The 13,864-nt window shown below is 46.8% G+C and carries 10 protein-coding genes; 5 read left to right on the forward strand and 5 right to left on the reverse strand.

What is annotated here, in order from left to right; all coding sequences use genetic code 11:
- A partial coding sequence (locus ACJ2PR_RS32375; RefSeq protein ID WP_446880096.1) for a hypothetical protein occupies positions 1–828 on the reverse strand: 828 nt, incomplete at its 3' end.
- A 140-nt stretch (positions 829–968) separates the two neighbouring features.
- Positions 969–1,499, reverse strand: a complete 531-nt coding sequence (locus ACJ2PR_RS32380; RefSeq protein ID WP_446857916.1) for a filamentous hemagglutinin N-terminal domain-containing protein — start codon at positions 1,497–1,499, stop codon at positions 969–971.
- A 550-nt stretch (positions 1,500–2,049) separates the two neighbouring features.
- Between ACJ2PR_RS32380 and ACJ2PR_RS32385 the strand changes: the two genes are divergently transcribed.
- The 5 genes from ACJ2PR_RS32385 (at position 2,050) to ACJ2PR_RS32405 (ending at position 9,992) form a co-directional block, all read left to right on the forward strand.
- Positions 2,050–2,436, forward strand: coding sequence for a hypothetical protein (locus ACJ2PR_RS32385; protein WP_446880097.1), 387 nt, complete (start codon positions 2,050–2,052; stop codon positions 2,434–2,436).
- A gap of 65 nt (positions 2,437–2,501) precedes the next feature.
- Entirely contained in the window at positions 2,502–2,888 is a 387-nt protein-coding gene (locus tag ACJ2PR_RS32390; protein WP_446866554.1) for a nuclear transport factor 2 family protein, read from the forward strand.
- 82 nt (positions 2,889–2,970) lie between these two features.
- The gene (locus ACJ2PR_RS32395) at positions 2,971–4,596 is read left to right on the forward strand and encodes an NB-ARC domain-containing protein (RefSeq protein ID WP_446880098.1); all 1,626 of its coding nucleotides are present in this window, start codon (positions 2,971–2,973) and stop codon (positions 4,594–4,596) included.
- Positions 4,597–5,184: 588 nt separating this feature from the next.
- Positions 5,185–7,062 carry a Dyp-type peroxidase gene (locus ACJ2PR_RS32400; protein WP_446880099.1) on the forward strand — a complete coding sequence of 626 codons (1,878 nt, stop codon included), beginning with the start codon at positions 5,185–5,187 and terminating at the stop codon, positions 7,060–7,062.
- A 320-nt stretch (positions 7,063–7,382) separates the two neighbouring features.
- The gene (locus ACJ2PR_RS32405) at positions 7,383–9,992 is read left to right on the forward strand and encodes a family 16 glycoside hydrolase (protein ID WP_446880100.1); all 2,610 of its coding nucleotides are present in this window, start codon (positions 7,383–7,385) and stop codon (positions 9,990–9,992) included.
- An 84-nt stretch (positions 9,993–10,076) separates the two neighbouring features.
- On the opposite strand, the gene ACJ2PR_RS32410 is transcribed toward ACJ2PR_RS32405, so the two are convergent.
- The 3 genes from ACJ2PR_RS32410 to ACJ2PR_RS32420 form a co-directional block, all read right to left on the reverse strand.
- Entirely contained in the window at positions 10,077–12,545 is a 2,469-nt protein-coding gene (locus ACJ2PR_RS32410; protein ID WP_446880101.1) for a CHAT domain-containing protein, read from the reverse strand.
- Positions 12,546–12,984: 439 nt separating this feature from the next.
- The gene (locus ACJ2PR_RS32415) at positions 12,985–13,476 is read right to left on the reverse strand and encodes a CHAT domain-containing protein (protein WP_446880103.1); all 492 of its coding nucleotides are present in this window, start codon (positions 13,474–13,476) and stop codon (positions 12,985–12,987) included.
- Between the two features lie 95 nt (positions 13,477–13,571).
- A complete protein-coding gene (locus tag ACJ2PR_RS32420; RefSeq protein WP_446880104.1) occupies positions 13,572–13,787 on the reverse strand; it encodes a hypothetical protein in 216 nt (71 codons plus the stop codon).
- Between the last annotated feature and the right edge of the window lie 77 nt (positions 13,788–13,864).

A 13,864-nucleotide genomic window follows, 5' to 3' on the forward strand; every position in this document is an offset into this window, starting at 1 on the left:
ACGATTACCAGATGATACTTGCGCCCCATTGCGGACGATTAAATTTCCCGTTTCAATGCTTAAATTCCCTGCGTCGCCAAGACTTTCAGTTCGAGAAAACAAGGCGCTGGGAGTCCGATCATCTGCCGACCTTCCAATGATTTGTACCGATTCAGTGGCTTTAATGGTTAAACTCCCGCCTGCTCCTTCATCACGAGTACCAGATGATATTTGTGCCCCATCACGGACGATGAGAGTTCTCGTTTCAATACTTAAATCCCCTGCATCGCCAAGACCTTGAGTTTGAGTAAACAAGCCGCTGGGAAACGGACCATTTGCCGACCTTCCAATAACTTGTATCGAGTCCGTGGCTTTCACGGTCAAATTCCCGCCTACTCCTTCACCAAAGTTGGCAGTTGCTACTTGTGCCCCATCGCGGACGATGAGAGTTCCCGTTTCAATGCTTATATTCCCTGCATCGCCATCGCTAAAACTTCCAATTAGACCAAGCAAGCCACTACCAGTCCCATCTGCCGCCTCTCCAATAACTTGTATCGAGTCCGTGGCTCTCACGGTCAAATTTCCGCTTGCTCCTTCACCAAAGGTAGCAGTTGCTACTTGTGCCCCATCACGGACGATTAGATTTCTCGTTTCAATACTTAAATTCCCTGCATTGCCACGACTTCGAGTTTGAGTATACAAGCCGCCGGGAAACTCATCATCTGCTGATATTCCAATGAGTTGTATCAAGTCCGTGGCTTTCACGGTCAAATTTCCGCTTGCTCCTTCACCCAAGGTACTAGCTGATACTGGTGAGTTGATCAGGGAAAGCGATCGTGCGTTAATCACGATGTCTCCACTCTTTCCTTTCGAGCCAGCAATCGTACTCTTTTTTCAGTTTCTCTGGTGTTTCCTATTTTTTTACCGCTCCATATCACAAGAACAGGATTAGAGGGACTCGACAGAAAATCTACTTGTCCCTTAAGGTGCTAAAAAGTTACACGACACCCAGCACCTCCGGGCATTGTACAGAGCCACCTTTGAAAAGACGTTGCACTAAACTTAAATTCATTGTCAAACTTTAGACCCTCTGCTGTACTCGCGAGAAATGAGCCGCCAAGTTCTAATCGAGCATTTGCACCAAATACAATCCCGTTTGGATTGATTAAGAATAGATTTGCAGTTCCATTTGCCCGAATCAATCCATCAATGTTAGGAACATTACTTCCAGTGACACGAGTGAGAATGTTCGTAATGTTTGCTGGATTGTTAAACGAAGCACCGCCGCCCGTAGGGATAGAGAACTGTTGAAAGCTATGAAATAAGTTGGTTTCTCGAATTGCGCCGCCGTTGATTTGAGAATTAAGATCGCCGGAGACTTGCGATCTCGAAGAGATATCTGTTACCACAGATCGCTCTCCCACAGGCAAGGTCTGATCCGGCACAACTTGAGCGAAAGCGCGATTGCTCAGCCCAAATCCGCTCACTAGCCCCAATCCCAGCATCCAAAACCGAACCATAGTGCATCCTCAATGATGTGCTTCAACGGGACATTAGAGCTGCGATCGCGATTTCAATGTCCTTTTTGCGGTGATTTAAGCAGATTCGATCGAGATTGTCAACACAGGTAATATTTATGACTTAAAACATTATTTTTACAATACTTCGGACAAATTTTGAGCAGATTTTCAGGTTCAAACCCTGATTCGCTCGTGGGACAGGATCTTATTTTCAAAGTCAGGAATAGAGCCAACTTTGAAAAATAGCTCAATGCTGGAACTGTACTTCCTGAAAGCCTTTTGGAGTCGTTCAAAAAACTGTCCGGACTATTGTTTTTAATGAGTTTGACTATGAGATTTTGTATGAGATTTATAGATTTCAAAATCTTAGGGGGAACGTCAAGATGATAAGCAAGCAAACAAAAGCGTGAAAGCAAATCAAGATAGCCCGCTCGCGCTACCTGGAAAGATCAACTTCTACGGACATGATGCTTTCATGCAACTCTCAACCGATTTAGATCAATGGCATTAAACAGAGCAAAACTCCACTTCTACTACACTGTCATTTCTTATGAATAAGTCAAAAATTGCGCTCATGATGGCAATGGTAGTTGGCTTAGGCTTATTTCTCTCTTACATTGCGCTCTCTGGCAAGGTCGCGCCTCCAAGTTTGGGAGCAGGCATCATTGTCACTGGCACTGCAACGACGACTGCTTTAGGCTCTTTAAGACAGCCCACCACCTTGATTGCGATCGCTGGGATCTTGCTGACAGCAGTCCTGACGGTTCGGCAGGTAAAAGGAGCGCTGTTGCTAGGGATTTTTGGCACAGCAAGCCGCGGCTGGCTCTCTGGTGTCGCTCCTTTACCTGCAAAGCTTCTGGATATCCCACAGTTACCGATCGATCTCGTTGGGCAAGCGATCGTGGGCAGTCAGTATCTTAGAAGTCTAGTAGGATAGTTCAAAATCACCATAGTTAAGAATGGCTTACAATTATCAAATTACCACTGTGGAGGAGAATTTCAATGTCACCTGAATTGATTCAGAATTTAGTTACATCCTACTTTTCAAGTCTTCAATCAATGGATATAGCAGGATGGTCGGAAAACTTTACGGAAGATGCAGTTATCTATGATCCGGTTGGCAATCCACCCAGTAAAGCGCGTGAGAATGCTCAAGCCTTCTTTGGACTGCTCTCAATGGCGTTTGAGAAGTTGGAGCTTTCTCAGGATCACATCTTCATTGCAGGCAATGGAGCAGCAGTGAAATGGACAATGCGAGGGTTGGGAAAGAGCGGGAAGCAGGGCATTGCTGAAGGAATTAGTGTGTTTGAAATGCACGAGTCTGGAAAGATTCAGCAAGTCTCTTCGTATTGGGATGATGCAGCCATGATGGCTCAGATTCGGGGGTAGACATCACCAATACGAGTTCAACAGCGATCGCAACAGAGGTGTCTTGTAAGTATGTGAGGAACTATAGCAATGGGGTGCATTTATGTCTTCAGCGTCTTCTACTAAGCGGGCTGAACGAGGGGTGATTCTAACATCTCATGGCTGGCTCAAGTTACAACAAGCGATGCAGGAAGTAGCAGTAGCAGATAATTGGGGGCGACGCTTTACCCAAGAACAACTCAGCGATCGCGCTGGGCTATCCATCCACACTGTTGCTCGAATTCTAAAACGTGAGAAAGCCGTTGATAAGCTGTCGATCGAATACTTGATGCGTAGCTTTGGTTTGCAACTTGATCCAGAAGATTGTGTGCGACCGATTGGGCTGGATGAGGCAGACCCCATACAGCAACCAGATTGGAGTATGGCGATCGATGTATCTGTGTTCTATGGTCGAGAAGCAGAACTGGTGCAATTGCATCAATGGATTTGTCTGGAGCATTGCCGCTTCATTACCTTGTTAGGAATGGGTGGAATTGGAAAAACCACCCTGGCTATGAAACTGGCACTCCAAATTCAAGATCAGTTTGAGAATGTTGTCTGGCGATCGCTGCAAAATGCTCCTGCTTTAGGGGATTTTGTTGAAGGTATCCTACTATCTTTGTTACAGCCACAAAATCATGATTCCATTCCTGCAAGTATAGAAGGCAAATTGTCTTACCTGATGCAGTGCTTGCAGACTAGTCGGTGTCTGCTTATTTTAGATAATGTAGAGTCGATTTTGAGCAATACAAAACGGATGGGGCAATATTGCCCTGGTTATGAGGCGTATGGGCAACTGTTTCGCATGTTGGGTGAAGTCCCACACCAAAGCTGTATTATTCTCACGGGGCGGGAAAAGCCTAAAGAAATCGCATTACTGACGGGAGAGCGATCGCAGGTGCGTGATTTGCGCTTAACTGGACTTAACACCGCTGAAGGACAGAAATTGTTCCGGCATCACGGTGAATTTACAGGCACCGAGGCACAATGGAATCATCTTATCGAACATTATGGCGGGAATCCGCTAGCCCTCAAGCTTGTAGCTGTCGCAACTCAAGAATTATTTAACGGCAGACTTGAAGAGGTTTTGAAATTTGTGCATCAAGGCGTTCTCGTCTTTGACGACATTCGAGATTTGCTAGAGCGACAGTTCGAGCGGTTGTCAAACATCGAGCAGGACGTGATGTATTGGCTGGCAATCGATCGAGAACCTGTCTCCCTTGCAGAGTTAGACGAGGATATTGTCAACCAGGTTGGCAAACAAGCATTACCAGAAATGCTCTATTCGCTGATGCGACGATCGTGGATTGAAAAAAATGGAGAACAGTTTTCACTGCAACCGATTGTGATCGACTATCTGACCGAGCGACTTGTTCAACAAGTCTGTCATGAAATCGAGATGCAAGATCTCGATCGACTTAAAACTCATACTCTGATGAAGCAACAAGCTAAAGAATACATTCAGGAAGCCCAAAAGCGGTTAATTATTCAGCCTGTGATCGCGCGGCTGTCGGCAAGTTTTTCTCATCAGCAAGGGATCGAGCAACAGCTACAAGCACTTCTCAAGCAGCAAGAAACAGAAGTTTCACTAGAACCAACCTATGTGGAAGGCAACCTGCTCAATTTGTTAGTGCAATTGAAAACTGAATTACGGAACTGCGACAAGCTAGTTCCTAAAATCGGACATTAATCAAAATAGCGAACAGATTGTTGTTTCTGTTCTATTAATTGCAACAATTGCTCAAAGCGTAACTGCGATCGCGCTTGCTGTTCAATTCGTATTCACGATTGAAGCCATCAAGCCAAACCGATTGCTCATGTAGCCGCAGCACGTGTAGCAGATTCATAAATAAGAGTGATCGCTAACCCAAACGACTATTTCAATCTTGTCTGATGCTTTGTATTTGCACCAGCTAATATCAGCCACTCAATCCCTAACTTGCGATTCATTGAAAAGCTTCTGATCGTTAAGCGTGCAATGAATTTCGAGCAAATCACATAAGTTGCGGGTTCACTGATCGATTTTGCCTGGTTATCCGTGAATTAAAAGTTAATACTAAGCTCGATAGCTGAATGATGCGCCATCACACAAGACTCATGCCTTATCTGCTACATTCCTCTATTCTTAATCGTTCCGGTTTTTGCTGAAATTGCCCCTTTCCAGAGAAATCACTCAATACTAACATCTCAATAATTGAAGGAGTAGACTATGACCCTGGATCTCAACAAAGGACCGATCGACCACACTGAACAGCAGTATCAAGACGCGCTTCAAGACTTGCAAGGTAACATTCTCAAAGGGCATGGCAGAAACAACTCTGTACAAATTTTCTTGACTTTTCCGAATACGAGAGAAAACAGAAACCAACTTGCTGCACTCAGGCAAGGGATTGCCCAATTCGCCGCAGAAATCACATCAGCCAAGAAGCAGTCAGATGATGCGGATGCTTACAGGGAGAGGGGAATTGACGGTGGCGTATTTGTCCACTTCTCTTTATCTTCCTCTGGCTATGAAAAACTAGGTTTCCCTGATTCCATGCAACCCAAAGGTGTCAATCTTCGGAATCGAGCCAGACCTAACCTAACTACCCTCGACATTGACTATGCTGATGTCTTCCAAGACGGGATGAAAACGCGACAGTATGCACTTCTTGACCCACCTGTTAGTGCTTGGGAGCCAGGATTTCAAACAGAAATTGATGCTTTAATCATTCTGGCGGCGAACGATCAAACAGCTTTGAGCAACAAAGAATCAGAGGTGATTCAAAAGCTGAAAGATATTACGACGGTAGCCGCGATCGAGCGATCGGAGACGAAACGTCAAAAGTTTCCAAATAGTCTTAATAAGGAGCGTGTGCTTGAGCATTTTGGGTTTGTAGATGATATTGCTCAACCGCTCTTCTTCAAAAAAGATTTAAATTCGGAAGCAGGGGCAACTGCCAAGAAGCTTTTTCGTGCTCCACTCAATCTTGTCCTGGTTCCAGATCCCCTTGGTACTGAAAATGTTAGCTTTGGTAGTTTTCTTGTCTTTCGCAAACTTGAGCAAAATGTTCAAGGCTTCAAGAAAGCTGAAGCAGCTTTGGGGCAAGCATTAGGGATTTCTGTTCAGCAGGCTGGTGCAATGGCGGTAGGGCGCTTTGAAGATGGAACTCCACTGGTCATCGAACCCAATGCTGGAGGGACTAACTTAAATGACTTTGACTATTCTGAAGATACTGTTGGACTAAAATGCCCCTTCCAGGCTCATATTCGTAAAACCAATCCCCGCCTGGAATCAGTCAGACAAGGTGGACCCTTTGCTCAGAACGATGCGGAAGAGCTTGGACATCGGATTGCGCGACGGGGCATGACCTACGGACAATTCAGCGATTTTTCTGGCGACCTCAATAACCTACCTACAGGTGGTGTTGGGCTACTATTCATGTGCTACCAATCCGATATTTGGGAACAGTTTGAATTTATGCAACGGTTCTGGAGCAACCATCCCAGATTCCTTGAACCCGATATGTCCCAGTCTCGCAAGGTAAAAAATGAAAATTACAACAGAGTTGGATTGGATGCAGTCAGCGGTCATAGCCAACCCGATCAACGTGACCCTCTGATTGGAGAAGTGCCGCAACCCCCTAAAAACTGGGTAAAAGAGCGGGATCAACCAACCAAGGAAGTCGATGTGAACTTTGGCAACTTTGTCACTCTGAAGGGTGGTGAGTACTTTTTCTCGCCAAGTATCAGTTTCCTCAAGAATTTGCCCACCCTACCTCAAAATTTTCCCCCGCCGCAAATTTCACGACCCACCCCTAGCAGAACATACGTTGTGCAACCAAGTGACAGTGGCGGTCTATTTTCGATCGCTGAGAGAGCTTATGGAGATGGCAGTGTTTTCAACCTCATCTATGAAGCCAACAAAAATGTGATTGGACCTGACCGTAATCGGATCTTACCTGGGCAAATACTTTACATTCCCATCCTACCGCAGAACATCGAGCCACAACCAGGTAAAAACTATATTGTGCGACCAGGTGACTTTTTGTTTTTGATTGCTGAGAGAGCTTATCAAGATGGCAACCGGTTCCTGGAGATTTACGAGGCGAATCGAGACAGGATAGGACCTGACCCGACTGTTCTTGAACCTGGGTTGGAAATTTTTATTCCCTGACTGCCATGAAACAATGACTAAGAATTGAATGGCAACTACAAACTTTACGCGGTGTGTAACTAAATTCTTGCTTAGAAATTCTTGCTCAGAAATTCCCATAGGACGATGCTAGATGCACATCGCGTGAACTGTTGAAACTCAGTTGAAACTCAAGTGTTGATACGATCGCAGTATTTCCGGTAGTGATACTAATTTTCTGAGCAACCACTACAGATCAAACCGCTGAACTGTAGATAAATCATGCTTCTCCAATTCCAAAGTGCGAATTCCAAATTCCGAATCGGTATGAGTTGTCTAATCTACAACAAGGAAACCCGACTATGCCATTGCAAAAACTAACCACGCTACCTGTTCCAACCATTGGGGGTATCCAGGACACATCATTCACTCGTGATGCTCTTTCCAGATTTGTTTGCAATACCCTGGATGAAGCTCTAGCTGCCGCGCCAGGTGGTTTTGACATTATTGTTGTTGGTGCAGGAATGTATGGCGCATATTGTGCAACCGACCTCTTTAACAAAACAAAAAATCTTGGAGGGGGTCGTCCTCGCCCGAAAATTCTCGTCCTCCAAGAAGGTCCGTTTCTCATTCCCGAACACTTCCAAAACCTACCCCTTGGATTGGGGGGACTTTATGGATTACCACTTGCACCGCTTCTCCCAGAAGGACAGTACCGCATCCTAACGGCAGATGGTACACCTGAAAGAGAGGATGGGAACGAATTCGATCGCCGCGACTTTGGTGGAAAATTCCGTCCTCATCATCGCTGTGTGGGAGGGAAAAGTCTTTTTTGGGGAGGGTGGGCACCTTCTTTGACTGCTGCTGATTTGGCTCTATGGTCCCCATCAGTCTCTGATTTCCTCAACAGCGAACAGGGCTATCATTTCGTCAGCCAAGACATTGGAGCAGATTACGATCTCGATCGAGGTGGGAAAGAGAAAGATTTTATCTACGGGCTGCTGTATGAAGCCCTCTTGAAACGTGCTCGCGCTGAAGAAGTCACGCCATTCTCCTATCTACCCGATCAGTATTCCATCGATCGTGTGCTGCAACCTCCGATTGCCGTCAAAGTTGAAGCTGAATTATCCGGTTTGTTTAGCCCGGATAAATATAGCAGTTTGCCCGGTCTATTAAGTGCAATTCGGCAGGATATTGGAAACTCAGACAACAATGATCAAAATCGCTATCTATTTTTAGTGCCCAACGTGACGGTTCTAAATTTAGAAACCCAGGAAGGAGTTGTCCGCAGTGTGAGGATTGCCGTCAACGACCCTGTTGGTACAGGCGAGGTCGTTCGGAACATCTCACTCCCAGAACAAGGGATGGTTGTGTTAGCAGCGAACTGTATTAATTCAACTCGAATCGCTCTGAACTCATTTCCTCGCCCCTCGTTACTGACCAAGGAACGCATGGGAGCGAACCTGATGGTTCACATCCGAGGGAACTATGTCTGGAAAATCCGTCGAACTCATCTAGAGAGTTTGGAATATAAAGACGAAAGCGGCAATATCCAGCAATTGAAGGACATCTTAAAGAGTGGTGGGAGTGATGTTTTACAACAGGCAGCGCTACACATTGAGGGAACTGCAACCAACCTCGGACCAAAGGGTCTCACTGGACGCTTTCACTTGCAATTCTATGCCGTTCCCAATGGCGGGGGAAGTGCGGAAGCATCACTTTACCAACTCATTCCCGATCGAGATGATCTGCTGGAAAAGATCAGACAACTGGAAGGCGAACCAGATGCCAATGAATGGATCACCGTTGGGATACGAACCTGTGGGGAAGATTTCGGCGATCGGGAAGCACCTGTAGAGGTTGGAGGGCAACGCAGTGGAACCACCAGTTGGATGGATACCAGCCCTTCAATCCGCGATCGGTTTGACAATCCAGAAGGGTTTGTTCAACTTGTCGAAACACCAGAAGCATTAGCACTTCGTCGTGCCCAGAGAGCAGCCGCGTTCAGGTTTATCGCTCGTTTAGCCGATGTTTCAGTTGAAGAGGTTGGGCAAACAGAGAGTAATGGTGCTAACTCCAACATCCATCTCGTTTCCGCGAGCGAAGATGGCATGGGGACCACTTATCACGAGTGCGGCACCCTCTGGATGGGAGATGACCCAGAGACCTCTGTAACCGATGTGCATGGGCGTTTCCATCATGTTGCGAATGCCTATTGCGCTGATCAAGCTTTGTTCCCCACGGCTGGTTCTGCAAATCCAGTCCCCACTGGGTTGGCGCTTGCTCGTAAGGTTGCCCTGGGTATTACCCAACGGTATCAAGAAGAGAAGCCCTTTGCAGATGGGGATGCTGGTTTTCAGTCTCTATTTAACGGTAGTTTCGATGGAGCCTGGCGTTCCGTCGGGGCACCTAACTTTACACCTTTAGTCCTTTCAGGACAGCCTCCGATTATTGAAGCAGGGCAAGCAGGAGGGGGGGGTTTGGGCTTACTCTATTACCAACTCAAACCATTCAAAAATTTTATTCTGCGTCTAGAGTGGAAGGCTTTTTCGATTCGGGCGAACTCTGGAATCTTTCTCCGCATTCCTGATCCTGCTGGAAGAAATCTTGATCCCTCCTTCTATGATCAATGTACAGAAGTGCAGATAGACGAGACTGCCAAGAACTTCAAAGCGGACAGAAATCCTCAATCCGTCTTTGGTGGATTTCGGGAGAAAACAGGTGCGATTTATACCCTTGCTCCTGCCACCCAAGGAATGAGTAAGGTAATCCGTCCGAGATTTACACCTGATGGATCGTGGAACGTGTTCGAGATTACAGCGCAAGACAGTTCGATCGTTGTCTTTCTCAATGGCACTGAAGTATCGAGAACGAACATTGCCGCACCCCGTTTGACAGAAGGCTATCTAGCTTTACAATGTCACACAGAAATCGTGCAATTTCGGAATATTCGCATCAAAGAACTTCCCTGAAAACATCCTCAATGCCAGGGCTGACGCAAGATTGTCAGGGAGCCAGAGCTTAGTCTTTAGCTCCCATTTCTTGGAGCGATGCCCTTACTGCCAGTTGCCCACCAAGACGAAGGGTGCCCAGTAGAAAGGTTGTTGGTAGTCTGGCGTTCGCGAAGCGGGTTCTCCAGAACCTCGCAACACCTTCAATTGTGCCTGACGCAGTGCCTCGGCTATTGTCATTCCAGGCTGACGCAGTTCCTCATAGAGTTGCGCCATGAGAATCGCCGTTGAGTTATCTTGAACTGACCAAAGGGTTGCGATCGTACTGCGTGCCCCAGATCGAACCGCGACTCCTGCAAGTCCCAAAGCCGCTCGTTTATCGCCCGTTGCAGTCTGACAGGCACTTAAGATTAACAGTTCGATCGGGCTGCGATCGCGGCGATTGCGACCTTCTAGAAGTTGGTCAAACTCTTTCACATTAATTCGTCCATCCCAGGTCAATAAAAACGTCTTCTCTGCCTCAGACGAAAACTGACCATGTGTGGCAAGATGCACGATCGGAAACGGAACCGACTCGACTTTACTTTCAAACTGGGTGCGCGTAAAGGCTTTGTTCAGCAAAACGTTTGTCGGAACCAATGCGGAAATTTGCTCCATTTCTCTCACCACACCCGGAAGCGGCGAAAATCCTTGACGAGCCTCGGATACCCCTCCTACCAGGGTTTGCAACTGGTCTGAAGGCACTGCTACGCCTGGAGAGCGACGTTGCCAACGGGGAGGTAAGAGTTGCAAACCAGGAGATAGAGCAATACTGTATTGTTCAATGAGGTATTGTTGACCATCATGTAAGGCTGCGATCGGAACCCCTCGCAAGACACCATCCAGAACAAACACCAGAGTTTTGACCTGACTCTGAGCGAGATCTTTGGCAATAGGACGAATCAATAAATCATAGAGTTGCCGATTTGGGCGGAGCGGGTCTGTGGTCGCAATAAATGGGTTGAGGGTTGCAAAAAGGTCATCAAATGCCTTCTCGATCGTACTAGCATCCGAGGGTGCAGAAGGAGTATAGTAACGAAGCGGTTGCCCCGGTCGCGACAGAATGATTGCCAGGCGATCGGGCAGCAGAATCGAGTAAACAACGGCTGCATTCGGATCGACTTGATCGATCTGCTCAGGTCTAACATCTACACAAGCTTCTCGAAAGAAATTGTTGAGTTCTGCGAGTTGAAGTGCTTCAATCACTTCTCTGGCTCGTTGTAGCGCTGCTTGATTTGGATTGTCTTGTAATAGCAATTGCACCAATTGGCGATAAACTGGCTCAACTTGCTCTCGAAATGAAAACTGCACCTCCGGATTCATTGCCACCAGATCGCCCCGTAAGGTTGAGAGCGTATCTACTGCTTGATTGTAGGCAGCGATCGCATCCTGTATCTGTCCCTGCTGCTTAAAAACTCGTCCTAACTGCCACTGCCAGGAGACTGCGATATCATTCGCTTGAGTTGTTTGAGCCATTTGCAGCGCCTGTTGCGTTACTTTCTGAGCATCCGACCATTGGTGCAGTGTTTCATAGAGATGACCCAATTGACCTAATGCATAGGCTTCTGCTCTAGAATCTCGGAGTTTTTGCGCTTGTTGAGTGGCGTTGACGAGCAGTTGTGCAATGTCTCGTTGATCCTGGTTGCTCATTTTCATCAGGCTTTCTGCCAGATTGACCTGGGCATAGATTGATGCACGATTTGGGGGCAGACGCTTGAGCAGCGATCGGATTTCTGCGAGTAGAGGAGCTTGATCGAGGGTTGGGTTTGCTTGGGCTAAAAGGCTCAACTGGTTCAGTTTGGCTTGCGATCGCGTTAGATCATCAGGGGCTAGTGTAGCGGCTTGTTGATAGAAAGCGATTGCTTCATTCGCCGCATTTTTTCCACCGTCTTTTTTCTCACGTTCCTGGAGTGCCCTGGTGACATTTCCCAAGGCTAGTAGCGTATAGCTCTGACCCGCATTTGCATTCAGGCGCTGAGAAATGGTTAAACTAGACTGCAAAACTGATTGAGCTTCTTTCAGATCGCCCACTCGAAATCGCGTGATCCCTACACTCCTGAGTCCATCAGCTTTCAAAGCAGAATCCGGCAGGCTTTGCAGTTGGGTATTGATTTGCTCTAGAGTTGTTCTAGCGCGTCGATATTGACCCAGAGATTGCAGGGCTTTCACCTGGTTTAGCTGGCTGCCTAGTGTGCCTGATTTATCCCCTGCTGCTTTATATGCGGCTTCGGCTTGCTTCCAGGTTTCGATCGCCGCTTCTGCTTGTCCGGCTGCAAGTTGCTCTGCCCCCTGGATGTTCAATGTTTGGGCACGAACAAGCGCTGTCGAAACGTTCTCACTCTTTGTTTGAGAAATGAGCGTTTGAGAAATGAGCGTGGGACTATTACGATTTGGCGCGATCTGAGCAATCCCCTGAGCGTCTGAGAAAACGCCCCAAGCAATGACACACAAAAATTGCAGCAATGCAAGGGCTGCCAGATACCAGATCTTTGCTAACTGTGATTTTGCCACAAACAATCGCTTTCGTCGTCCCACTCCACACCCCCTGTACAGTTTTTAAGCTTTAGCGATCAATACACTAGTACAGGAACTAGAACAACATAACATCGAGATTGTTTCTATCTAATCAGGAATCGTTCATTTTTTCAACACGGGTTCTAAATATTACAATAAGTCATGTTAATTGATCCGCAAAGTCTCATGCGTACCGGACTGCAAGCAATTTTAGAGATGGAGTCTGATTTGCAAGTCATTGGCAGGTAGTGCCATTTAGGAAAGGATAGGGAAAACAAGCGGACTCTGTGCGATCGTCTGTCGTCGTTGTTCGTTGTAGTCGTAGATAAAGTTCCAAATTGCCTTGATGTGATTGTTCACATCCTTCGAGAATGTACAAGATAGAAATGATCCAGGTTGCTCGCCCGACTCTAATCTGTGTCTTATCCTGTATCTGGTCACCAATAACATCTGGGTAGGGTTATAGGCAACTGCCAATCAAGACGTAAGGGGCCCAAAATAGAGGAAGCTGGTATTCTGGCATTTGTAGTAATTTGAGCTGGGCCTGACGCAGCGCTTCGGCTCTCGGTTGAGACTGGTTAATTAGGGTTTGATAAAACTGATTCATCAGCAGCGCAGTTGATTCATCATTGACGCTCCACAGCGATGCGATCGTGCTGCGTGCGCCTGCCCGGAGTGCGACTCCTGCGAGTCCCAAGGTTGCCCGATTGTCTCCGGCGGCGGTTTCACAAGCACTGAGAACCAGAAGTTCTAATGGCTGTGATTGTTGTTGATCTCGCGATCGCAGCAAGGTATTGAGTTCATTGGCATTGATTGTTTTATCCCATGCCAGAATGAAGGTTTCGTTAGCTTTTGAGCTAAATTGACCGTGGGTAGCTAAATGGGCGATCGAGAATGATTGCAAGTTCATTGCTGCTTGAAATGACTGGGTTGTAAACTGCTGATTTAGCAATATCTAACTCTGCACTTCAGAGCCGATTTGCTTTAACCCATTGTTGACATAGGGCAGTCCAGAGAAGCCATGACGGGCTTGGTCTAGTCCCACAATCAAACAAACACCAGGGTTTTGACCTGGCTTTGAGCGATCGCTGCCGCACCTGGTTGAATTAGCCAGTTGTAAACTTGTTGGGATTGTGTCTGAGTCTGTCGCAGGGCATCCGGTTCAGCAATATTGCGGCGCAATGATTCCAGTGTTTTTTCTACCTGGTTTTGGATTCGGGTCATCCCATAAAAGGCTCCAACCATCACCTTCAGGTTTGCCATCCCTGTAATAAGTGAACCATGAATTACAGCACATTTCAGGTTTATGGAGTACAGTAACAACAGTCAGCAAACCAGTT

This window comes from Phormidesmis sp. 146-33, from assembly GCF_052939515.1.